This window comes from Nitrososphaera sp., assembly GCF_013388945.1.
In the GTDB taxonomy this organism is placed as follows: domain Archaea; phylum Thermoproteota; class Nitrososphaeria; order Nitrososphaerales; family Nitrososphaeraceae; genus Nitrososphaera.
The window spans coordinates 89,553-110,738 of record NZ_JACAEH010000021.1 but is presented as its reverse complement, the minus strand read 5'-3'; the positions used below and the strand labels follow the sequence as shown (position 1 = coordinate 110,738).

At 56.2% G+C, this 21,186-nt stretch carries 21 protein-coding genes and 2 tRNA genes; 12 read left to right on the top strand and 11 right to left on the bottom strand.

Annotated features, from left to right (window positions below):
* Positions 1 to 54: 54 nt before the first annotated feature.
* The gene (locus tag HXY31_RS10480; protein WP_292642769.1) at positions 55 to 2,277 is read right to left on the bottom strand and encodes a hypothetical protein; all 2,223 of its coding nucleotides are present in this window, start codon (positions 2,275 to 2,277) and stop codon (positions 55 to 57) included.
* Between the two features lie 191 nt (positions 2,278 to 2,468).
* Between HXY31_RS10480 and HXY31_RS10475 the strand changes: the two genes are divergently transcribed.
* A complete protein-coding gene (locus HXY31_RS10475; protein WP_292642768.1) occupies positions 2,469 to 5,246 on the top strand; it encodes a DEAD/DEAH box helicase in 2,778 nt (925 codons plus the stop codon).
* A gap of 12 nt (positions 5,247 to 5,258) precedes the next feature.
* Here the strand turns inward: HXY31_RS10475 and HXY31_RS10470 are convergent, their stop codons facing one another.
* Together HXY31_RS10470 and HXY31_RS10465 are read right to left on the bottom strand one after the other, a co-directional pair.
* Positions 5,259 to 6,611 (bottom strand): hypothetical protein, encoded by a 1,353-nt coding sequence (locus tag HXY31_RS10470; protein WP_292642766.1) that lies wholly within the window; start codon positions 6,609 to 6,611, stop codon positions 5,259 to 5,261.
* A 65-nt stretch (positions 6,612 to 6,676) separates the two neighbouring features.
* Positions 6,677 to 6,767: transfer RNA gene (locus tag HXY31_RS10465), tRNA-Lys, on the bottom strand.
* 85 nt (positions 6,768 to 6,852) lie between these two features.
* On the opposite strand from HXY31_RS10465, the gene HXY31_RS10460 reads away from it, so the two are divergent.
* Entirely contained in the window at positions 6,853 to 7,548 is a 696-nt protein-coding gene (locus HXY31_RS10460) for a zinc-ribbon domain-containing protein (RefSeq protein ID WP_292642764.1), read from the top strand.
* On the opposite strand, the gene HXY31_RS10455 is transcribed toward HXY31_RS10460, so the two are convergent.
* Positions 7,545 to 9,647, bottom strand: a complete 2,103-nt coding sequence (locus HXY31_RS10455) for a 4-hydroxybutyrate--CoA ligase (RefSeq protein ID WP_292642763.1) — start codon at positions 9,645 to 9,647, stop codon at positions 7,545 to 7,547. The genes HXY31_RS10460 and HXY31_RS10455 overlap by 4 nt on opposite strands.
* A gap of 120 nt (positions 9,648 to 9,767) precedes the next feature.
* Between HXY31_RS10455 and HXY31_RS10450 the strand changes: the two genes are divergently transcribed.
* The 5 genes from HXY31_RS10450 to HXY31_RS10430 all read left to right on the top strand — a co-directional run bounded on the left by HXY31_RS10450 (position 9,768) and on the right by HXY31_RS10430 (position 12,589).
* Positions 9,768 to 9,974: a hypothetical protein gene (locus HXY31_RS10450; RefSeq protein ID WP_292642761.1), complete on the top strand. Its 207-nt coding sequence runs from the start codon at positions 9,768 to 9,770 to the stop codon at positions 9,972 to 9,974.
* Between the two features lie 44 nt (positions 9,975 to 10,018).
* Positions 10,019 to 10,171: a hypothetical protein gene (locus HXY31_RS10445; protein WP_292642760.1), complete on the top strand. Its 153-nt coding sequence runs from the start codon at positions 10,019 to 10,021 to the stop codon at positions 10,169 to 10,171.
* Positions 10,172 to 10,215: 44 nt separating this feature from the next.
* Entirely contained in the window at positions 10,216 to 10,632 is a 417-nt protein-coding gene (locus tag HXY31_RS10440) for a plastocyanin/azurin family copper-binding protein (protein WP_292642758.1), read from the top strand.
* A gap of 67 nt (positions 10,633 to 10,699) precedes the next feature.
* Entirely contained in the window at positions 10,700 to 12,022 is a 1,323-nt protein-coding gene (locus HXY31_RS10435; RefSeq protein ID WP_342816647.1) for a M20/M25/M40 family metallo-hydrolase, read from the top strand.
* A 45-nt stretch (positions 12,023 to 12,067) separates the two neighbouring features.
* Entirely contained in the window at positions 12,068 to 12,589 is a 522-nt protein-coding gene (locus tag HXY31_RS10430; RefSeq protein ID WP_292642754.1) for a hypothetical protein, read from the top strand.
* On the opposite strand, the gene HXY31_RS10425 is transcribed toward HXY31_RS10430, so the two are convergent.
* The 3 genes from HXY31_RS10425 to HXY31_RS10415 all read right to left on the bottom strand — a co-directional run bounded on the left by HXY31_RS10425 (position 12,590) and on the right by HXY31_RS10415 (position 13,362).
* Positions 12,590 to 12,775, bottom strand: coding sequence for a 2-hydroxymuconate tautomerase family protein (locus HXY31_RS10425; RefSeq protein WP_292642752.1), 186 nt, complete (start codon positions 12,773 to 12,775; stop codon positions 12,590 to 12,592).
* Positions 12,776 to 12,796: 21 nt separating this feature from the next.
* Positions 12,797 to 13,234, bottom strand: coding sequence for a hypothetical protein (locus HXY31_RS10420; RefSeq protein WP_292642750.1), 438 nt, complete (start codon positions 13,232 to 13,234; stop codon positions 12,797 to 12,799).
* 53 nt (positions 13,235 to 13,287) lie between these two features.
* A tRNA-Val gene (locus tag HXY31_RS10415) sits at positions 13,288 to 13,362 on the bottom strand.
* A 93-nt stretch (positions 13,363 to 13,455) separates the two neighbouring features.
* On the opposite strand from HXY31_RS10415, the gene HXY31_RS10410 reads away from it, so the two are divergent.
* Both HXY31_RS10410 and HXY31_RS10405 read left to right on the top strand, forming a co-directional pair.
* The gene (locus HXY31_RS10410) at positions 13,456 to 14,865 is read left to right on the top strand and encodes a hypothetical protein (protein WP_292642748.1); all 1,410 of its coding nucleotides are present in this window, start codon (positions 13,456 to 13,458) and stop codon (positions 14,863 to 14,865) included.
* Between the two features lie 21 nt (positions 14,866 to 14,886).
* Positions 14,887 to 15,180 (top strand): 4a-hydroxytetrahydrobiopterin dehydratase, encoded by a 294-nt coding sequence (locus HXY31_RS10405; RefSeq protein ID WP_292642746.1) that lies wholly within the window; start codon positions 14,887 to 14,889, stop codon positions 15,178 to 15,180.
* Here HXY31_RS10405 and HXY31_RS10400 read toward each other — a convergent pair.
* The 3 genes from HXY31_RS10400 to HXY31_RS10390 all read right to left on the bottom strand — a co-directional run bounded on the left by HXY31_RS10400 (position 15,168) and on the right by HXY31_RS10390 (position 17,354).
* The gene (locus tag HXY31_RS10400; RefSeq protein WP_292642744.1) at positions 15,168 to 15,332 is read right to left on the bottom strand and encodes a hypothetical protein; all 165 of its coding nucleotides are present in this window, start codon (positions 15,330 to 15,332) and stop codon (positions 15,168 to 15,170) included. The two genes, HXY31_RS10405 and HXY31_RS10400, sit on opposite strands and share 13 nt — an antisense overlap.
* Positions 15,333 to 15,387: 55 nt before the next feature.
* Complete coding sequence (locus HXY31_RS10395; RefSeq protein ID WP_292642742.1) at positions 15,388 to 16,200, bottom strand: ABC transporter permease; 813 nt, start codon at positions 16,198 to 16,200, stop codon at positions 15,388 to 15,390.
* Positions 16,201 to 16,298: 98 nt separating this feature from the next.
* Positions 16,299 to 17,354 carry an ABC transporter substrate-binding protein gene (locus tag HXY31_RS10390; RefSeq protein ID WP_292642740.1) on the bottom strand — a complete coding sequence of 352 codons (1,056 nt, stop codon included), beginning with the start codon at positions 17,352 to 17,354 and terminating at the stop codon, positions 16,299 to 16,301.
* Positions 17,355 to 17,453: 99 nt separating this feature from the next.
* Here HXY31_RS10390 and HXY31_RS10385 point away from each other — a divergent pair, with 99 nt between their 5' ends.
* The gene (locus tag HXY31_RS10385) at positions 17,454 to 18,440 is read left to right on the top strand and encodes a phosphosulfolactate synthase (protein WP_292642738.1); all 987 of its coding nucleotides are present in this window, start codon (positions 17,454 to 17,456) and stop codon (positions 18,438 to 18,440) included.
* On the opposite strand, the gene HXY31_RS10380 is transcribed toward HXY31_RS10385, so the two are convergent.
* Positions 18,426 to 18,947, bottom strand: a complete 522-nt coding sequence (locus HXY31_RS10380; protein ID WP_292642736.1) for an NUDIX hydrolase — start codon at positions 18,945 to 18,947, stop codon at positions 18,426 to 18,428. The genes HXY31_RS10385 and HXY31_RS10380 overlap by 15 nt on opposite strands.
* 73 nt (positions 18,948 to 19,020) lie before the next feature.
* Here HXY31_RS10380 and HXY31_RS10375 point away from each other — a divergent pair, with 73 nt between their 5' ends.
* Both HXY31_RS10375 and HXY31_RS10370 read left to right on the top strand, forming a co-directional pair.
* Positions 19,021 to 19,440 (top strand): hypothetical protein, encoded by a 420-nt coding sequence (locus HXY31_RS10375; protein WP_292642734.1) that lies wholly within the window; start codon positions 19,021 to 19,023, stop codon positions 19,438 to 19,440.
* A 2-nt stretch (positions 19,441 to 19,442) separates the two neighbouring features.
* The gene (locus HXY31_RS10370) at positions 19,443 to 21,044 is read left to right on the top strand and encodes an AarF/ABC1/UbiB kinase family protein (RefSeq protein WP_292642732.1); all 1,602 of its coding nucleotides are present in this window, start codon (positions 19,443 to 19,445) and stop codon (positions 21,042 to 21,044) included.
* Positions 21,045 to 21,186: the final 142 nt, after the last annotated feature.

The following is a 21,186-nucleotide window of genomic DNA, read 5'->3' as shown; positions in this document are numbered from 1 at the left end:
TGGATGCAGTATCCTGTCCAATGCACTGCAGTGCGAAAAAAAATGAGGAGGCCTTTAGGCCCTGCGGCCAAAGGAAGTCCTGAACCTTGTGTAGGCAACGGCGCCGCCGACTGCCAGCGCGGCTGCAACTGCTGCGACCGGGAACTCGGGCGTCACCACTGCCCTTGCGACTTCAAGGTCCGTCTTTATCTGCTCGACGTGGGACTCGACTTCAGACGCGGGCCTGCCCTGGTCTATCATCTGGACCAGCTCGACTCTCATGTCAATCTCTACCTTTTCCATGAGCGGCCTGTCCTCTTCGGCGATGTCGGCCTCGATGAACTCATAGTTGTCAAGGTAGGCCTCTATCGCAAGCGCCCGGGCTTCTGCAGCGTTGCCTGCCTTGTAGTGCTCGACTGCCTCGTCCAGGAGCTCCTTGATGTGGTCGATGTAGCCCCAGCCGTCGAGCTCCTCGCTGTCCTCGACGCCGAGCGCAAACACCTCGTCAAGCTCGTGGATTATGCCGCCAAGCAGCGTGTTTATTTGTTCAGGCTCGGCCTTTGCAGAGACTGCAGAATTGAGCTGTGCAAAGAACTCGTCAATTTCTTCGGCCTCGTGCTCGTCCATTCCGCCCCTCACGCCTTCAAACACCACAACTGCGCGGTGCATGAACGCGCTTGCGTCCTGATACTCTATCTCCTCGACTATCTGGCCGTTTGCGACAGCCTCGCCGTACTCGACCTCGGCTGTCTGCAGTAGCAACACCACGACCATCGCGCCAAACTCTGGCTTGCTGCTCTCGTTTCCGACAACTGCCGCCATCGCGTCGTCCAGCATCGCGTTGATGTCAGCGACTGCGCTTTCAACCTCCGATGCGGACAGGGTGTCTATGCTGTTTGCAAGCGTTACAAGCGCGCTGTCGAGCTGCTCGTCAAGTTCTGCGTCCGCGCTTGACAGAGGCACCGTGATGAGCGAGTACACCTCTTCCACAGGGTGGCCTGCGTGCGCAGCTGCAAGCGGTATCCTGTTTGCGTTCTTGTTCTCTATCGCCTTTTCAAGGTGGCCGCGTATGAACTCTACGTTGGCGGCAAATTCTGCGCTGCCGCCGGCCGCTGCGCGAATCGTCTCTATTTCGGCAAGCGCGTGCTGCACCACTTGTCTCACTTCAGACGGGTCGGCCTTGCCCTGCACGAGAGTCGCGATGGTCGCAAGGTCATCTTCCAGCTCGCCTGCCGCAGCCGAGCCTGTCGCCTCTAGCGAAGACCTGGCGCCGTTAAAGGCGTCAGTCGCCCTCTCCAGGAACAGCACCGCTTCATCGTATTCCTGCTGGTCGACTATCTGCCCGTTTGCAACCGCCGCAGAATATTCATCGTCTACAAGCGTGAGCATGTCCTTCATCGTGTTGAGCGCGCCTGCGATTCCTGTCGATTCCTTGCCCTCGTACGCGTCAAGGAGCGCGCTCAACTCTGCAGCCACTTCCTGCGCCTTTGCAAGGTCGCCTGCTGCCGACGCCTCCATCAGCTCGTCAAGCTCGTGCGAAAGTTCCGCCTCGTCCTCGGCGCCTATCTTTGCCGCCACGTCGGGCTGCAAAGTGCGGTAGTACATCGTCCCTTCCTGCGTAAACTTTTGCGCGTTAAGCGTGTCGGCCGGCGTCTTTTCAAGCGCGCCTACTGCCTCCACAATTTCTTCACGAACCTTGAGCAGGAACTGGGCCTTCAGGCCGTCGATTATGACAGGCGTCAGCTCCTGAAGTTTGCTAGAGTCGGCCTGCAGCGCTGCCATTGCCTGCGACGACTCTGTCGGCGTCTGGTCGTACTTGAACTTGACCGTCATGACCGTGTACCACCCGGCGGCCTCGTTCACCTTTGCCTGTCTCAGTGGCTGGGACGTCGCCTCGCTCAGGCTCTTTTGTATCTTCATGAAAGCCACCTTGTAGGTGAGCTTGTCTATCACCTGCTTGTTCAGCATGACGTCTATCTTGCTTCCAGAGTTGATGGCGGCGCGCATGTCGACAAACGCCTTGTCCATCGCCTGTCCAGTTGCATTGTCGACTTCAAACGCAGTGGCGCGGAAAGCGCTGTTGTATTTTTCCTCCGCCTGGTCGAGCTTGGCAAGAGCGCCTGCCTTGTCCGTTTCAAAAGTCTTTTCGGCATCGCCTGCCAAAGTGTTCATAGAACTCCAAGACTGGCCCTTGGTCTCGCTCTGCGCGAATGCGGGCCGGGCTGCCACTGCCATCGATGCTATTGAAAATGCAAGGATGGCTGCCAGCAGAACCCCACTAGCTAATCTGGTGTGCATAAAGCGTTTCGCCCCTCAGATCGCTTATAAAGCTAAGATACGATTTTCGCACCTTGGAACGCAAAACGAATGTATTTATGGACGCACGGCAAAGTAGTCCTGCATGGTAGGCGAGGCTATCGCAAACTTTGACTCGTACGTGTACGTCGCGGTCGGTTTGTTCGTGGTCGGCCTGTTTGCAGTAATGGTTTATGAAAAGACAAGCTCAAGAGCCAAGCAATCCCAGCCTTCTGGAGACAGGCAAGGCTCTGGACAGGCGGGTAAATGAAAAGTTTGCCCGGGAAGGTTTTGACCGGCTAACAACGATACAGGAAAAGGCCCTGCCGGTAATTGCAAGAAAAGTAAACTGCCTGCTTGTCGCGCCCACAGGTTCTGGAAAAACAGAAGCCGCAGTCATGCCTGTTTTCACCGCGCTTTCTCAGGAAGAAAAAAACGGCATACGCGCCATCTACATCACTCCGCTTCGCGCGCTTAACAACGACGTTCTCAGGAGGATAGTGAGGTATGCCGAGTCAGAAGGGCTCAGGGTCGAGATACGCCACGGCGACACGACAGCTGCGGCAAAAAAGAAAATAGTCGACAACCCGCCCGACGTGCTGATAACTACGCCCGAGTCGCTTGCAGTGGTGCTTACAAACGAAAAGATGCTTGCCGCGCTCAAAGGCTTGCGGTACGTCATAGTCGACGAGGTGCACGAGCTGGTGCCTTCAGAGCGAGGGTCGCATTTGTCGATAAGCCTGGAAAGATTGCAGGCAGCTTCTAATCACGAACTTACAAGGATAGGGCTGTCTGCCACCGTCGGCAACCTTGAAGAGGCAGCCAAGTTCGTGGCAGGCGCCGGCAGAAAGCACGCGGTGCTAGTAGACACAGCGGCAAGGGGCTACGACATCGAGGTAAAGTACGTCAAGGGGTCGCTGAACAACGTGGCGCACTTTGTCGTGGAATACGTCAAAAGCAGCAAGGTGGAAGGCTCGGTCCTGCTCTTCACGAACACCCGCGACGAGGCAGAGTACCTCGGCACCATCTTGAACAACCAGTCCGAGATCAAAGTCGACATACATCATGGCTCGCTGTCAAAGGAGATGCGCGAAGAGACAGAGCACACATTGCGCGCAGGCGAGGCCGGCATTGTGGTGTGCACAAGCTCGCTTGAATTGGGACTTGACATAGGCGCGGTAGACCTTGTCATACACTACGGCTCGCCAAGACAGGTATCAAAACTTATGCAGAGAATCGGCAGGAGCAGGCACAAGCAGCGCGAGTTTGCCAAGGGGCTTGTGGTGACAAACAACCCCGACGACGAGATAGAGGCACTGGCGATAATCAACCGCATGAAGCACGGCTCCATCGAGGAGCAAAAGATGCACGAAGGGGCGCTTGACGCAATGGCGCACCACTTGGTGGGCCTTGCTATGCAGACCCGCGACCCCGTGAGCGTGGACCGGGCCTACGACCTTGTCACGCGGGCGCACCCGTTCCGCGCAGTCCGCCTGTCAGACGTAGAAAGCTGCCTTGACATACTTGCAGGTCACCACGTGATAAAGTACGACAGAGAATCTCGGACGTACAGCCGCAAGATAAAGGCGTACAAGTACTACTTTGAAAATTTGTCGATGATACCGCACGTGCTAAAGTTCGAGGTCGTCGACTCGATAAGCAAGCGCAGGATTGGCACTTTGGACCAGCAGTTTGTGGGCGACTATGGCGAGCGGGGCAACGTTTTCGTCCTCAAGGGCTCGCAGTGGCGCGTGCTTGCAGTCGACGAGGGCAGGATGGTGGTAAACGTCGAGCCTTTGCGCGGGGCTGCAATCAACATCCCGTACTGGGTGGGCGAGATGATACCTGTCGACTTCAAGACTGCCGAGCAGGTAGGGATAATCCGCGACCAGGCCGCAAAAGGTCATGTCAAGCTGTCGACTGACATCATGGACGACACGCAAAAGGCGCTCGGGCTGATACCCGACTCCAAGAACATCGTGGTCGAGAGCATGGCGTCAAGGAACATGCTTGTCATCCACTCTACGTTTGGCTCAAAGACAAACAACACGCTTGCGTCGCTTCTGTCGACGATACTTTCGTCGCAGCTCGGCTACGTCGTAGAATCAAGGGCCGACGCGTACAGGATAATGCTCACCTCAAGCGCGAGGATGGCAAAGGGCAGGATTGAAGCCGCGCTCAACGACGTGTACGACCTGGAGCCTGTGATAATAGCCTCGCTTTCAGGCACGCACCAGATAAACTGGAAGGTCTGGATGGTGGCAAAGAGGTTTGGTATGATTGCAAGGGAGGCAGTCTACGACAAGAAAGCCGCGCGCCTGATATACGACAGGTACTCAAAGACGCCTGTCAGCTCCGAGTCAATACGCGAGCTTGTGCACGACAAGTACGACATGGCGCACGCGGCGAGGGTGCTTGCAGGCATAAAAGACGGGACGATAAAGCTCCACTGGCTCGAAGTCACGAAATTCTCTGATTTGGCCCGGCCCATAATGGAGCACTCTGCCAAGTCGGCTGCAGCCCCGCAGAGCATCGAGAAGGGTGTTATAGAATTAGTGAAAGAGAGGCTTGAGAAGACAAAGCACAGGCTTGTCTGCATCAGGTGCGGCAAGTGGGAGCGCGTCATGGAAACCAGGGAAGTGCCAGAAGTCATCACATGCCCGTCGTGCAGGTCAAAACTTGTTACCGCTACGTTCTGGTCAGACTATGACATGTCAAAGGTGATACAGCGCAGGCTTGCCGGCGGCAAACTGAGCGACGAGGAGAACCACCGCTTTGAGCGCGCATGGAAGGTGGCGTCGCTTGTGAACAACTTTGGCAGAAAAGCGCTCGTGGTCCTGGCGGGGCACGGCGTGGGTGCCGACACGGCTGCAAGGATTCTGCGAAACTACATCGACGACGAGCAGGTGTACCGCAGCATATACGAGGCAGAAAAGCAGTACGTTATCACCCGTGGATTCTGGAACGACTGATTCCCTGCAGGGTCAGGTCACTGAATACCAGAACGTCATGATGCTCTCTGCAGGCTTGCTTCGAGGCGACGAGCTGCGGGTCTCGTCCCAGTAGACCTCTGCAGACCGCTCGTACTGGTCAAACCAGTCCATCCTCTGGATTATCAGGCCGTCGACCCACGTCTCGTCTTCAAGCGCTGCAAACAGGGCCTCGTAGTAGAGCGCCTGCTCCTCAAAGTCAGGATCAATCGTAGGTATCACCTCGACGTCCTCGGAGCCCGCCTGGCCGTCGGCGCTGACTGCGCCTATCGCATAGTAGACCGGCAGGCTTGCAGGGAACCTGCCCTCCGACTGGTCGAAAGTAATCTCGTATGCCTCTGTCAACTCTGCAAGCGTCGGGTTGTTCCTGTTGCTTATCACCTTCTTGCCGTCGGCCTGAATGTTCAGCTGGTAGCCGCTGAAAGAGCCTATTACCACGACATCGACTGCGTCTGCAAACGTGAAACTTTCCTGGGCGGTGTTTGACAGGATAACGCCGACGTCTCCGGAATAGACCTCGCGCACTTTTGCGATGATGTCGCGCCAGCGGGTATCATAGTCAGGGTAGATGTCGGGCCTGAACGTCGAGTCAGTCCACGACACGAGCACGAAAACGTCGACATCGTTTGCCTCTGCAAGCGCGGCCCTTGGCACGACCCACTTTTCCCACTCGTCAAACCACGCGTCCCACCACGCAGGGTCCTGCTTCATTGTGTCAAGCATCGCCCAGTCCTCCGGCGTGCCGTAAAAGCCGGGCGAGACCTGCTCTGTGTGCATCACCTGAAATCCCTCTGCCTTGAACGCGCCGACCAGCTTTGCATAGTAGCCGGTGTCGGTGAGCGAAAGGTCGTTGTTCCATGGGGCAAACTTGGGCGTGGGCCGGATCTGCTCGTAAAACACTGCAGGGGCAATTGCAACCAGGTTGGCGTTGACCCTGGACGGCCCGTCGAGCACGTGTTCCATGACTGCAGGGAAGCAGGCGGGGTTGTCGGGGTCGATGTCAAAGTCGTCCCCTCCAAGCCTCCCAAAGACGTCCGGGAACTCTATCCCTTTTACGTCAAGTGACACCCGGTCCCCGTCGGCCACTTTTGTGACCTGTGCAACGGGCGGGAAGGGCGCCGCAGGCGGGGGCCTTGGGCACTCTTTTGTTTCTGAGACTACCGTATCTCCTATTGCGGCAGTTTCTGAAACTGCGGCATCATTGCCTGCAGCATTTTCTTCAACGGCAGGCTGCGCATTTTCATCTTCCAGCTGCGCCGCCCTCATGTCGCCCAGAATCTTTGAAACAGCTACAAGGCCGGCTATCGCGACTATTGCAACTATGGCGACAGCCAGCTTTTTTCCCATTCATGCAGGGTTGCAGGCGTGAGCTTAAAAACATCGTGTTTCTGCCGTTTTTGCAATCAGGTGAGCGGGCCCGTCGGGATTCGAACCCGAGACAACCGGATTTCTTTCTCGAGTGAGTTAAAAGTCCGGTACTCTACCTGGCTGAGCTACGGGCCCGCGCAGTTACGCTCGCACTCGGCATAATTTAATGCTATTTGGCACAAGCACGATTTAAATAACTAGCAGGCGGCAAACTGTCATCATGATGGCAGAAGACATGGCCGAGAAAAAGTTGCGCGGCTCGGGCGGATTTGCGATTGCAAGGGTTACAGACGACGAGCAGAAAATGGCAAACCTTGGAGGCCCGGAGCTGTTCCTTGCCGGCATCGGCAGGCTCGACGAGGACAGGTTCACGAAGTACTTCTGCAACAAGTGCGAAAAAGAGTACGAGGGCGCGCCGGCCCTGAAATACGAGAGCCCAAACGAGGACCTCGGCGAGGGAGTTACGCTTGTGGAAAAGGGTGAGTACAAGTGCAAGACCTGCAGCGCCACAATAGCGCAGTACCGCAAGTTTGAAGCGCCGGGCCAGCAGGCGCCTGCAAAGGCCCAGCCAAAGGCTGCAGAAAAGCTGGCCCCTGCTCAATCAACCGTGCCCACAGCCGAAGGTTTCGTTGCAATCGACCAGCTGGTGGGCATGTCTGCCTACGACAGCGAGGCCATGCTTGTTGGCAAGGTAGAGAAGATTGGCCTGCACAGGGTCGGCGGGAACGCCCAGATATCGCTCAAGATTGCTTCAGAGTCTGGAACCAAGGACGTCGACTGGAACGGCATCTCAAAGATAGGCGACATTATTCTCCTGAGTTCTGCGGGCAAGGCAGTGGCTGCAAAGTGCGCGTCGTGCGGCTACCAGAACGAGGCCGGCGCGCTGTTCTGCGAAGAGTGCGGAAGCAAGCTCTAGCTCAGGATTATCCTGGCGTCTACAACCCTGGCGCCCTTGCCTTCTTCGAGCACAAGGAGCGGGTTTATGTCAAACTCCTTTATCTCGGGAAAGTCGACGACCAGCTGCGACAGCCGCTGCAATGAATCTGCAATAGCCTTCATGTCAGATGGCCTTTCGCCCCTGACCCCCTGCAAGAGCTTTATTGTCTTTATCGAGCCGACCATCTTTGCAGCCTCCCTCTCGTCGATTGGCGCCACGCGGAACACCACGTCCTTCAATACCTCAACGTAAATGCCGCCAAGCCCGAACATTATAACAGGCCCAAAGGTCGGGTCCTGGCTTGCGCCAAGGATGGTCTCTTTTGCGCCCTTGACCATCTCCTGCACAAGCACGCCCTTTATCTTCGCGTCGGCCTTGTACTTTTTGGCGCTTTCAATTATTGCCCTAAACGCCGCGCGAAGCTCGTCGTCGCCCTTTATGCCGACGCGCACGCCGCCCGCGTCTGACTTGTGTATGATGTCCGGCGACGCTATCTTCATGACAACAGGATAGCCGATTTCTTTTGCGGCCTTGACACACTCTTCCTCCGTCGCGCCAAGGATGCTCTTTGGCGTCGGGAATCCGTACGCCTTCAATACTTCATAGCCCTCTTCTTCGAGCAGGTTCTTTCTGCCCTGCTTTTTCACCTCGTCAAATATCGTTTTGACTTTTTGCTTGTCCTTTGAGAACTGCAGGGTACTCGCCTTTGTCCTGGCGCCGTCGACCCATGCCTTGAACTCGTACATGGCCTTGAGCGTCCTTATCGCAGGCTCTGAATACAAATAGTAGGGAACGCCGCCTTCAGACATTATCGCGCGGTTTTCCACGCCCTCTGCAAGCCCCATGAGCGACGCAAGCATGGTCTTGTTCGGGTATTTGGCAGACATCTTTACAAGCACGCGCGCCAAGTCGTCGTAGTTTAGCGTTGCAGAAGGCGTGCACATCGTAACGACTGAGCCTACTGCAGGGTGCGCAAGGACAAGCGAGAGCACCTGGTCAAACCTGTTGAAATCCGCGTCGCCCACGATGTCCACAGGGTTGCGGGGCGAGCCGTACGCGGGTATCACCTTTGCGATTTCATCGCGGATTGACGATATGTCTGCCATCTTTAGGCCGTATTTTGAGCAGGCGTCAGTCGAGATGATGGCAGGGCCACCGGCGTTTGACACTATGACCACACCTCCTTCGGGCAGCGGCTGTTTTGAGAACGCTGTGGCAAGGTCGAACAGCTCGCCCATCGTGTCCACCCTGATGACGCCGCACTGGGCAAACGCCGCCTCGTAGTTTGCGTCAGAGCCTCCAAGTGCGCCCGTGTGCGACGCTGCTGCCTTTGCGCCCTCTGCGGTCCTTCCCGACTTTAGCACGATTATCGGCTTTTTCTTTTCAGTCGTTATGCGCCTTGCGATGTCCATGAAGCGCCGGGCGTTGCGGATGTCCTCAAGGTACATGACAATCACGCGCGTGTCCTCGTCCTCTGCCAAGAGCTCGAGCACGTCGCTTTCGTCCATGTCGACCTTGTTGCCCATGCTTATCACTTTAGAAAAGCCGATGTTCTGCGCCTCGGCGTCCTCTACTGTGGCTGCGCAGATGGCGCCGCTCTGCGAGACGAGCGCGATGCTGCCCTGCTTGGGCGTTATCTTCAAGAACGTCGAGTTCATCATGTTGCTCTTTGACAGGCTCATGATGCCAAGGCAGTTAGGGCCGATTACGCGGATTCCGTATTTCTTTGAAATCTCGCCCACTTCTTTTTCAAGCCTTGCGCCGACCTCGTCTACTTCCTTGAAGCCGGCGGAGACAATGATTGCGCCCTTGATTCCCTTCTTGCCGACCTCTTCCATCACTGCAGGCGTGAACCTGCTAGGCGCGGCGACCACTGCAAGGTCGATGCTCGCAGGCACGTCTAGCACGCTCTTGTAGGCCTGAAGCCCGCCCACCGTCGGGTTTGAAGGGGTTATGGGGTATATCGTTCCCTTGAAGTGCTTTGCAATGTTGGAAAATATGGTCTTGCCGATTCCGGGTTTTTCAGAGGCCCCGATGACTGCTATCGACTTGGGCGAGAAGAAGATCGAGTTGGACATGAGGGTGAAAAAAGCTTGGATGGTTATAAATAGTTCAGTTTTGAGGCGCCGCCGGGTCAAGATACCAGAGCTGACCTACATAATGGCTAAATGACATAACTGTGAAGTGCCGCAAAAGCCATGCTTTCGCTTGCGGTGCTCATCCTGTCGCTTGTCGCGATGGTGGACATTCTGCCGTTTGAAGGCTCGACCATGAGCCTCCTGATAATAGCGGCAATAGTGATAGTCGCGCTTGCCATCTTTAGGTTCCTGATACCGCTCATAATAGCCGTGGTCATTGCTATAGTCCTGATGATAATCCTGTTTGGCGGAATACCCGTCCCCTGACAGCCGGAGATGAATTTTTATTTGCGGGCGTGCAAGCGTACCGCATGTCGGCGCTTCTTTTCCTCCTGATACCTGCCATCCTGGCGCTCATATTTTCGGTGTTTGTAGCCTACTATGCGTTTGCAGACGTAGAGAGGCGGCTTGACATCTATTACGGCTACCACGACAGGATAACTCTCAACGTGCCAGACTCCTGAGTGTCTGGACAAAAGTTCATTACTTTATTCCTTGCATCATGACTGTGCACGTTGCCGCGCCGGTTGCAGCAGGCCTTGTCGCAGGGGCGGCGTTTATCGCGGTGTTTGCCATCTGGGCCGACGAGCCTCCAATCTACAGGATAGCTTCTATGAAAGGGCAGGCAGTAACCATCCCGGAGGGCGCGTCCGCGGCAGAGGCAAACTTTGAGCCTGCCACGGCGTCCATAGAGGCCGGCGACTTTGTATTGTGGGAAAACAAGGAAGTCGTGGCCGTCAACATAGTCATCGAGCCTGCATGCGAGCCCTCCCAGGGTTACAGTGCAAACGTCACACCGTCAGGGACTGAAAAGCTCGTCGGACCGGGCGAGTCGTTTGGGTGCACGTTTGGCAAAGCCGGCGAATACCACGTACACACGGAGCCGTGGCCGTGGATGCTGGGCACGGTAAGCGTGTCGCCCTGAAAAGCAACCTTTATTTCCGCAGCCAAAATGTTAACGCCTGTTGATAGACTCCCTCGTCGACGCCGGCATGGACGGCCTCGTTTCCGACCTGCAGGCGCTCATCAAGCAGCCGAGCGTGTCTGCAAAAAAGACAGGCCTCGTCGAGTGCGCAAACCTCGTGGCGTCGATGATGCAGAGGTCCGGGATAAATTCCGAAGTCCTGTACCTGGACGACAAGACAATCCCGCCCATAGTGTACGGCGAGGTGAGGTCGAGGGCAAACCCGACAAAGACGCTGTTGTTTTACAACCACTATGACGTGCAGCCAGAAGACCCGGTGGAACTGTGGGACGACGACCCGTTCTCCGGCAAGGTCGACGGCAACAAGATCTTTGGGCGTGGCTCGGCAGACGACAAGGGCGAGCTGATAACCAGGATAAAGGCAGTCGAGTATTGCCTGAAGTCAACCGGCGACGTGCCGTGCAATGTAAAGTTCATGGTCGAAGGCGAGGAAGAAATCGGCAGCGTGCACGTCGAGCAGTACCTTGAAAAGTACAAAGAAAAACTTGCGTGCGACGGCGTGATATGGGAATTCGGCTACGTCGACGCAAAGGAGAGGCCGGTGATATCGCTTGGCATGAAAGGACTGCTGTATGTTGAACTTTTGGCGTCAGGCCCCGTGAGGGACGCGCACTCTAGCCTGGCAGTCCTCATTGAAAACCCCGCATGGCGCCTGGTGCAGGCGCTTTCGACCATGCGCGACAAAAACGGCAGGGTCCTGATAAAGGACTGGTACCGGGAGGCAAGGCCGTTTACAAAGCAAGAGCTTGCGGCGATTGCAAAGGAGCCGTTTGACGTGCAGGAGTTCAAGCAGGAGTATGGCGTCAAAAAATTCGTGAACAACGCCAAGGGCACCGGCGTGAAAAAGGCGCTTGTAGGGATGCCTACTTGCAACATCGCCGGCTTTGACTCCGGCTACATCGGGGAAGGTGCAAAGACCGTGCTCCCTGCAAAGGCGCGGGTCAAGATAGACTTTAGGCTCATACCCGGCATGGTTCCTGAAAAGCAGCTTGCGCGGCTGAAAAAGCACCTGAAGGACAAGGGATTTTCCGACATCGAGGTGAGGTTCATCCACGGCGAGGCGGCCGCTAGGACGCCGCTTTCAGACCCATTTGTGAAGATGGTGCAAGAGGCGGCAGAAGAGTCGTTTGGAAGTTCGGTGACAAGCGTGTCGTCTGCCGGCACCGGCCCGATGTACTCGTTTGTCAAGGTGCTGCAGGCGCCGTGCATCTCTGTCGGAAGCACGTACCTGTTTGCAAGGATCCACTCGCCAAACGAGTTTGCGCGAATCGACCTTTTGAACAAGTGCACGAAGTGCATGGCAAGAATACTAGAGAAGTTTTCCGCGTAAGCAAGATTCACTAGGTTAATAACAGATGGATTGCAGATATCCTTGTTGAAAAGAGGCCACTACGTGCTCATCGCAGGCGGCGTGATATTCATCGCAGGCCTGGTGCTCACCGTAGTCTGGGCGCTGCCTCTTGCGACAGAGATACAGAAGCGCACAACAATCTTGCAGGGAAGGGCGTTAGGCGCCGGCCAGGACGTGACAGTCACGCTTGGAGTCGCCGACACGAGCAAGCCTCTTACAATAGTCATATCCGGCGGCAGCGGCATCGAGATGAACGCAAGGGTGCTTGACCCCGACGGCGACCAGATATTTGGAACGACGTTTACCGAGGCGATGTCGCAGGCGACAGACCCCACCGTCCCGGGCATGTACCAGCTTGTCATAACCAACCAGAGCGGCTCTGACACCACAGTCGACGTTCTGTTTGGGGCGATACCCGGCGTTGGCGAGCAGGATATCGACACGCAGATATTCAGTGGCGTGCTTGCAGGCCTTGCAATCATCATCGCCGGCATCATGGTGCTCATCGGCGGGACCGTCGTGGTAATAGCAGACAGGCGCCGGTGATCACATGTCAAGTCCGAGGACGCCGGCGTTGCCCCAGTTTTCCTTCGGCACTTCGTAGATCAATATCCGGATGGCTTCCTCCTTTGTATTCAGTATCCGCGCAGTTTCTCTTGTCAGGACCTTTACAAGCTCGCGCTTTTGCTCTACAGTCCTGCCCTGGCTCATTGTCACCTGAATTACTGGCATGCGCGGTTATACAATGAGCGGCTATTTCAGCTGCTTTATCCGCTCTTTTGCAGGCGTGCTTGCAGACCAGAGCGTCTCAAAGATGTCCTGCTGGTGCTCTACCACTTCTGGCACGTCGCTGTACACGAGTTTTTCGAGGCGAGACCTGCCAGAGATGCCGGCCACAAACTCGCCCTCGCTGACTGCAAAACTTCCCCTCACGCCGTCGAGGTGGCGCAGCTCAACAAACCGCATTAATTCCTCGCAGTGCGGCAGGTTATCTGCAGTTATCTCTGTGACATACCGTATCTTGACGCCGCGCCCTTTTGCAGCAACATAGCCCTTCTTTATCTCGCCGCTCATCGAAAAAGCGGGAATCGACGAGTCGACGCAGGCGCACCAGCTCTTCTTTATGTTTGACTGGAATCTTGCTATCGCGCCGGCTATCCTGTCGCCGGCAATGATTCTGGTCCGGGCCACATGCGCGCGACGGCGGCTCGGGATGTAAACCTACCGATTGTAAGACGAGAAAGTGGGCAAGGTCGGATTCGAACCAACGACCACCGCTGTGTAAGAGCGGTATCATAACCAGGCTAGACCACTTGCCCGCTATTCTTGCAAGATTGTCTGGCCTTATAAATTGCAAGCGACTGGCGAAACTAAATTAGGATTATATACGGCGCGGGAAAAATACGCTTGAGATGTTTTCAACCCCGATGGGGAGAAGTTCCCTGCGCGCGGTTTTTGCATTCGGATTTTTTGCAACAATGATGCTTGCCATCCCGGCGCTGCCGGGTGCGTTTGCCCACGGAGGCATGCAGGCTCCTTCTGCAGACTTTTCAGGCAAGAAGGCCACAATGTTTGTCAAGCTCGACCCTCCGGTCGTGACGTCGGCCGGCGAGCCGGTGTTCATCAATGCAAGGTTCTTTGACGAGGCTACAAACGAGAACTTCAAGGAAGTCACGTACAGGTTCTTCTTCAAGAAGGACGGCGTCGAGATCCCGATAAAGAGCGTCGCCGGCGGTGGCGGCGACTCGTACGGCGGCCAGGGATTCTTTTACGACCCAGACGGCAATGTCGAGCTGAAAATAGTCCCCAAGGACACGGCAGAAGTCACGGCTTATGGCTATCCCGAGCCTATATTTGGCGGCGTGTGGAACAGGGGCGAGCCCATAGTGGTCGAAGGCCCTGTGTTCACAGAACCTGGCCTGTACAACCTGTTCATAGAAATCTGGACTGAGAAGAGTCCTCGTACTCTTGTTGATCCGCCTCTGCAGTACGACATCTGGGTAACTCCGGGCAGGGAAGAGACCATACCGGTTGGCAGCCAGAGCATAATGGTGCGCAACTACTACGGCGCTATTTCAGAGTCTGACTATGACGACGCGACAAAGACCATCAGCTTTTCCATGCCCTTTGACTGGCAGTCTGACATGCCGACAAGGATAGGAATGCTCCACACTGAAGTGTTCATACCAAAAGAGCTTTCAGACTTTGACCGCGAGTCGCTAAAAGGCACTGTCAATGGCTTTGGCGTGCCAGTGTTTGTCGACAACTATGGCGAGGAAGAGACAGTAGTACACTTTACGATATCAAGGAAGAACCTCGAGGACCTGCAGGGCAGGATAAAGGCCGACAACGCCTCGCCTGAAGCAGCGGTGTTTGCGCTCAGCCCGCCCGATCCTGAAAGCGAGGTAAAGGTGATGCAGGTGGCATCAGAGTCTGCCAACTATTCTGTCAGCCTCACCATCCCCGAGGAGATATTCCCGCAGCAGGCGATTCCCTTTGGCGTCAGGATAACCGACAAGCAGGGCAGCCCCGTGTCTGCAGCCACGTACGAGCTTGTGATAAGGGACAACGCCGGCAACGAGCTATCAAGGAGCGGCGGCTCGACGACGCCGGAAGGCCTGTCTTCGCAGGACGTCAACTTTGACGCGCAGGGCTCGTTCACAGTCAGCGTGGAAAAGATAAACGCCACAAACGAGTCCGTCCAGTCAAGCATACAGGTCGTGCCCGAATTCCCGGTAGCTGCACTTGCGGCGTCGCTTGGAATTGCAGGCGCGGTCGCGTACGGCAGGTTCCGCGGATTTTTTGCGGGCAAAGCGTATTAGGCGCGCCCCTGAAAAAGACGCATGGAACGCCGGGAACTTTCAAAGAAGGAGCTTGAGAAAGAGCTGTCCGGCCTGAAGGGCTGGTCCGTCTCTGGCGGCAAGCTGGCAAGGACTTGCGAGTTTGGCGACTTTTCAGAGGCCTTTGCGTTCATGACACGCGTCGCCATAGAGGCCGAGCGGATGGAGCACCACCCCGAGTGGTCAAACGTGTACAACCGCGTCACCATAAATCTTGTCACGCACGACATCGGCAACAAGATAAGCACCTACGACGTGGCGCTTGCAAGAAAGATAAACGAGATCTACGGCGCATAGACCTGCATGCGCGACAGCCTCCGGCTCCTGCATGAAGGGCACGAGCCTAGGAACCTTGCCTGTATGAACGACGCGCACCAGAAGCAGGAATCGCAGATGATGAAGTGTTTTGCCCTCCCCCGGGCAGACATCAGCTGAGACTCTGCCGCCACAGTCCTCTCTCACAGCCATCGCATTTTAGGTTCGCTGTACAGGTTCAAGTATCCCTTACTCTGTGTGCGAGTTGAGGCCCCACCGGGAGCGGATCCGCTCCTCGAGCTTGTAGAATATGACCCTGTCGACCACCATGCCTATCACAAATATGACTATCATGGTCGCCATTATCCAGCCCATGTTGATGAACTCCCTGCCGACAAAGAGTATGTGCCCAAGGCCGATTACGGACATCAGTATCTCTGCGCCTACAAGCGCGTGCCACGCAAACGACCACGCCTGCCTTACGCCTATTATCAAAGTCGGAGTCGCGGCAGGTATCATCACGTGCCGGAAAAGCATCGAGCCGCTTGCCCCCATGTTGCGCGCGGCGCGCATGTAGATAGGCGGTATGTTGCGTATGCCGCTGTAGGTAGACATCATCACTGAAAACACGGAGCTTATCACCACGACGAACAGGATGCCAAGGTCGTTGTACCCGATGAGAAGTATGGCAAACGGGACCCAGGCAATGCTTGGAAAAGACTGGAGACCGACTGAAAAGGAGCCCATGGTCTTGCCAAAGTCCCTGAACCGGACCATCGCAAGCCCGACTGCGCCTCCGATTGCAATCGCTATCGCAAACCCGAGCGCGAGCCTGCCCATGGTCACAGCCAAGCTTGCGCCAAGCGAGCCTTCTGAAGCAAGGTCTGCAAACGACTGCGCGACGGAGATTGGCGACGGCAGGGACTGCTCAGGGAGCACGCCGGCAAGGTAGATGACCTGCCAGGCCGCGCCAAACGCAGCAAGGAAAATGGCGATGCTTGCGATGTCGTCGATGGTGCTGGTGTTTTTCCTGCGCGGCTGCGTCACTGCCTTTTGCATCATATCCATTCACCGGGGCGTTTTCAGATCTTCAGCCTTTGATGCAATATAACTGACTGCATATATGCAACCGGTCGCAGAAATGCGGCTTTTTAGCACATTTATCGCCCCACGGCTGCAAGGCCTTTTTCTGCAAGCACCTCGTTCAGGATGCGCAGGTCAAACATCCCGGAAAGGTCAGGCTCCTCGTCCAGGAATCCAAGGCCGTACGCCTGGTCAGCCGCCTTTATGACTGTCTCTTCCAGAGGGTCGTAGGTGAACTTCATCCTGGTCGCTGACATTGCAAGGTCCTGCTCGTTAAACGCGGTCCCGAGTATTTTCGCTATCTCGCCGTTGAAGAGCTGGATGGCCTGCTCCCTGTGCTCGCCTATCCATACCGTCCTGTCGACGTGGGCCTCTACAAGCCGCCTGACTGATTCCGGATTGTTCTCGATGAAGTCGGCCCTGCACATCACAAGAGACGTGGAGAACCTGCCCCCCTCCCAGAGGTCACGCTCGTCAAGGAAGATGTGCGCGCCTGCCTCCCTGACAAGGTGCGCGCCCCACGGCTCCGGGACCCACGCCCCGTCAAGCCTTCCGTCGGCCATGAGTGTCACGATGTCTGCCGGCTTGGTTGGCTGGATCTCAGGGTCCCCGCCTATCTTTTTGACGTCATAGCCCTGTTCCTGCAGATAATGCCTCAGCGCGACGTCCTGCGTGTTGCCAAGCTGAGGCGACGCCAGCTTTTTGCCTGCAAAGTCGTCTGGAGAATCTATACCGGCGCCGTCTCTCACCACGAACACGGCGCCTCCGCTGGTAGCGCCGGCGACCACCTTGAGCGACTCTCCTGACTTCAGGTAGCCGTTGATGGCAGGGTTGGGGCCGAGGTACGCGCAGTCTATGCTGTTTGCGTAGAGGGCAAGAGCCGCGTCGGGCCCGGCGGCAAACACCTGCGTCTCAAGCCTGATGTTCCCGAGTGCCTGCTGGTAGTCCCCGTTTCCGACCCCGATTACTGCCTGCGCGTGGTTAAAGTTTGGAAAGTAGCCAAGCCTCAAAACGTCAGAGGTCCTGCCGGGATTTTCTGGCTGGAAAAGCGACCTGTCGCCAAGCGCCGCTGAGGTGCCCACCACAAAGACGACCAGCGCGGCCGCTATGCCCAGCTTGACCCGGTAGTCCATTTTTCATCTAGCTGCCGTTGTGCAATATAATTGACGGCAAATGCGCAGTATGCGACTGGCAACATAGAAATATGCGCAAATCCTGCACATATCATATCTATGCTGGACGGCCTTGCCAAGAGCAGGATAGACCCGAAAAAGCCCCGCAAGGAGGGCCTCACGTGCACGATAGACAAGTTCCAGGGGCTGGACACCGAGAACATGAGGGTGATAGCACCTTTCATCGACCTTGTCAAGGTATACGGGGCGCTGCCGATGCTGGTCTCAGACGAGGCGCTGAGGAGAAAGATCAGGTTCTACCACGACCTCGGGATCAGAGTCTCGACTGGAAGCACGATAACCGAGTTTGCGATAGCCGAGAGCTCGCTTGAGAGGTTTGCAAAGGAGGCCGAGGAGGCCGGCTTTGACGTGGTCGAGATAGGCGAGAGCAGCATCGACCTTTCTATGGCGCAGAAGAAAAAGGTGACAGAGGTAATCGAGGCCGCGGGTTTGGAGTTCCAGTGGAAGGTGGGCAAGAAGGACCCAAGACACCAATTAGACCTTGACGATACGCTGCGCAAGGTAGACGAGGCGGTGAAACTTGGCTCGAAAAAGGTGGTCATAGAGGCAAACGAGGGCTACAACGTCGGCATATACGACGAGAAGGGGATGGTGAAGTGGAGCTTTGTTGGCGCCATGACAAACGAGTTCCCGCCAAGCACCTTCATCTTTGAAGCCCCGCTAGAGTCGCAGCAGTCGGCGCTCATCGCAGAGTTTGGCCAGCGCGTCAACCTTGCAGAGGTGCAGACCGACGCGATTGCGTCCGTCGAATCGCAGCGGAGAGGATTTCTTGCCAAGTCTGCCTTCGGGGTTTCGTACGTGCGCAAGGACCCGGAGGGAGGGCCTGCTTCAAAGTTCATCTACTACATAATCAAGACAAAGCACCCCGTCGAACAGGGCGAGCTGATGGGCCTGAGCCACCTGCCGAGGAGGACCGTGCAGGCCGCAGTGGAGGACCTGAAGCGCCAGGGCCTGGTAGTGGAGCGCAACTCCCTGGAAGACGCAAGGAAAAAGGTGTACCAGCCGACCCACTCAGAGTGGCTTTGATTTATAGGCCAAAATTGCAGCAATCGACTTGGCGTCTATAATCTGGCCTGAAAAGCACATTTTTGCTGCTGTTGCAAGTTTCACTTTTTTGACCGAAATGTCCTCGTCGTCGTCCATCTGGCGCCTGCTTGCTATCCTGCGCAGGTTCTTTGCGACAAACAAATACATCAGTTCCGTGTCGTAGCCGGGCGCAAGGTACCACTTCAGAAAAGGCTTGAGCGTACCAGAGTAGCCGATCTCCTCGTCCATCTCCCTTTTTGCGGCCTGGAGCGGGGTCTCGCCGGCCTCCATCTTGCCTGCAGGTATCTCTAGAAGTGTCTTGTCTGCGGCCCGCCTGTACTGGCTCACAAGGAAAATGCTGTCGCCCTGCACCGCTATGATGCCCACTGACGGCCGGTGCTCGACTATCTCCTTGTCCACGACCCTGCCGTTTATAGAGAACCTGTCAACGCGCATCGACACCTCGCCGTCGTAGACCTTTCTGCTCTCAACCAGCCTTACCTTCAACGGGGCAGTACATGAGGCGCGGGTTAATTACCGATTCGCTAGTTTTATATCCAATCCGGCGCTATTTTTTCCCGTGGAGTTTATCGACGGCGACGGCAACATAGTCGTGCCGAGGGCGGTCAGGCCGATAATGGAGATGGGCGAGACTGCGCTTGGGAGCAAGAAGGGCGCCAGGAGGCAGTACCGCTACGGGAACCTCCACATCCGCGACTATGACTCTCATTACACGGTCCACATGGACAGGGTCGACCCGAGGAAGGACCCGCTTGGGCACCTGCTCGTCGACGCGCCTGAATATTTGGTAGGGGCAGCGGCAGCTGCAATCGTTGGCCGGCACGTCGGGAAAAAGGTTTACAGAAAGCGCAAGGAGGACGGCAAGGCAGGCAGAGATGCAGTCGTTGACGCGATAATCGCAGGCGGCCTTGCCGCGTCGGCTGCAGGCAAGTTTTTCTTTGCCGCGACGAACGCGGCCAAAAAGAAGAAGGTTGATTGATTTTGTCGGCGCCAAGGCTCGGCGAGCAGGCAACTATCGACGTCGAACCTGTCTACCCGAGGCCGTCGAGGCTTCATGTCGCACGGGTCATGCTGAGGCTCCTGCCCGTCGTGCTCGCTCTTAGGCGCGACAGGCGCGAGTGGGTGAAAAAGGAGGGCAAGGGAGTCGACGAGGACAAGTACCGCCGCCACGCCGAGAGGGCGCTCAAGACTTTTATCGCGCTCGGGCCGTCTTACATAAAGCTGGGCCAGTGGCTATCTTCAAGGGCAGACCTGCTACCGCAGCCGTACCTTGAAGTGCTTGCAAGCCTCCAGGACGACGTGCCACCCGCGCCCTTTTCAGAGATCAAGCCGACGATTGAAAGAGAGATAGGCAGGATTGAAGAGGCGTTTGAAGAATTCAGCGAGGAGGCGCTCTCCGGGGCAAGCCTCGGGCAGGTGTACCTTGCCCGGCACCAGGGCAGGCAGGTCATCGTCAAGGTGGGCAGGCCCAACATCGAGCGCATAATCTCAGACGACATTTTCGTTTTGAAAAAGATAATGCCCGTTGCGACCCGGTTCATCGACCCGAACCTGCGCTTTTCTGCAGAGGGGATGCTTGCCCAGTTTGCAGAGACAATACGAGAGGAGATGGACTATCGCATAGAGGCGCAGAACCTTGCCACGATAAAGCGCAACCTTGCCGGCGACCCGACTGTAATAATCCCGGGCGTGGTAGATGAGAGGACTTCAAGGCACGTGCTCACGATGGAGTACGTGCCGGGGATCAAGATAACCGATGTTCAGGCGCTTGACGCAAGGGGCATCGACAGGTCAAAGATTGTGATGCGCGCCCACCACCTGTTCTTCAAGATGCTTTTGCGCCACAGCATATTCCACGCCGACCCGCACCCCGGCAACATCGCAGTTGAGGACAGCGAGCAGGCGCGGCTGATACTGTACGACTTTGGGATGATCGGCAGGCTCGACAACGAGACCCGCCTCAAGCTGATACGGCTATATCTCGCGCTCTTGGACAAGGACCCGGCGCGCACAGTCAACGTCCTGATTGAACTTGGCACGCTGGAGCCTGCTGTCAACCGCTACGTCGTCGAAAAGGGCATCGACCTTTCCATCCAGTCGATGTTTGGCAAGCAGGTGGACAGGATGGAAGTGAAAGCATTGATGGAGCTTGCAAACAAGACGATGAGCAGGTTCCCGTTCAGGCTTCCAAAGAACCTGGCGCTCTACATGCGCATGGCCTCCCTGCTTGAAGGCATCTACCAGCACCATAAAGTCAATTTCCAGTTCGTGAAGGTGCTTGGCAACCTGCTTGAGGAAGAGGGGCTTGTCCGCGACGCCTACATCGAGGAGGTCAAGGCGTCTGCAAAGAGGATCGCAAAGGGCATAGAAGCGTCAGTCGAACTGGGGCCCATGGTCAAGACTTTTCTTGAAAACCAGCAGGGATTCAAACAAGAAAGAAAGAGCCCGATGCTTGCCGCAAGCATACTTGCGTCAGCGCTGTTTGTCGGCTCGGCTCTGATGCTCCCCTACAACGCGATGCTGTCATACGCCGGCTTTGCAGCTGCTGCGGTTGCGATAGCTGTTGGCGCGGCAAAAAGATAATTATCTTTCGATTTTGTTGCACAGCGAGATAGAGTTGGACCGGGGGTAATAGTATATGCAACAGTATCGATTCTCGACGAGATTTCTCATAGCGGGTACAATAGACCAAAAATCGACTGACCAGATGATTTATCTTGGTATC

What these genes read in the sequence shown, in the direction of transcription:
- HXY31_RS10480 (WP_292642769.1), bottom strand. Translation starts at nt 2,277, where the DNA reads ATGCACACCAGATTAGCTAGTGGGGTTCTGCTGGCAGCCATCCTTGCA.
- HXY31_RS10475 (WP_292642768.1), top strand. Translation starts at nt 2,469, where the DNA reads ATGAAAAGACAAGCTCAAGAGCCAAGCAATCCCAGCCTTCTGGAGACA.
- HXY31_RS10470 (WP_292642766.1), bottom strand. Translation starts at nt 6,611, where the DNA reads ATGGGAAAAAAGCTGGCTGTCGCCATAGTTGCAATAGTCGCGATAGCC.
- HXY31_RS10460 (WP_292642764.1), top strand. Translation starts at nt 6,853, where the DNA reads ATGATGGCAGAAGACATGGCCGAGAAAAAGTTGCGCGGCTCGGGCGGA.
- HXY31_RS10455 (WP_292642763.1), bottom strand. Translation starts at nt 9,647, where the DNA reads ATGTCCAACTCGATCTTCTTCTCGCCCAAGTCGATAGCAGTCATCGGG.
- HXY31_RS10450 (WP_292642761.1), top strand. Translation starts at nt 9,768, where the DNA reads ATGCTTTCGCTTGCGGTGCTCATCCTGTCGCTTGTCGCGATGGTGGAC.
- HXY31_RS10445 (WP_292642760.1), top strand. Translation starts at nt 10,019, where the DNA reads ATGTCGGCGCTTCTTTTCCTCCTGATACCTGCCATCCTGGCGCTCATA.
- HXY31_RS10435 (WP_342816647.1), top strand. Translation starts at nt 10,700, where the DNA reads ATGGACGGCCTCGTTTCCGACCTGCAGGCGCTCATCAAGCAGCCGAGC.
- HXY31_RS10425 (WP_292642752.1), bottom strand. Translation starts at nt 12,775, where the DNA reads ATGCCAGTAATTCAGGTGACAATGAGCCAGGGCAGGACTGTAGAGCAA.
- HXY31_RS10410 (WP_292642748.1), top strand. Translation starts at nt 13,456, where the DNA reads ATGTTTTCAACCCCGATGGGGAGAAGTTCCCTGCGCGCGGTTTTTGCA.
- HXY31_RS10405 (WP_292642746.1), top strand. Translation starts at nt 14,887, where the DNA reads ATGGAACGCCGGGAACTTTCAAAGAAGGAGCTTGAGAAAGAGCTGTCC.
- HXY31_RS10395 (WP_292642742.1), bottom strand. Translation starts at nt 16,200, where the DNA reads ATGATGCAAAAGGCAGTGACGCAGCCGCGCAGGAAAAACACCAGCACC.
- HXY31_RS10390 (WP_292642740.1), bottom strand. Translation starts at nt 17,354, where the DNA reads ATGGACTACCGGGTCAAGCTGGGCATAGCGGCCGCGCTGGTCGTCTTT.
- HXY31_RS10385 (WP_292642738.1), top strand. Translation starts at nt 17,454, where the DNA reads ATGCTGGACGGCCTTGCCAAGAGCAGGATAGACCCGAAAAAGCCCCGC.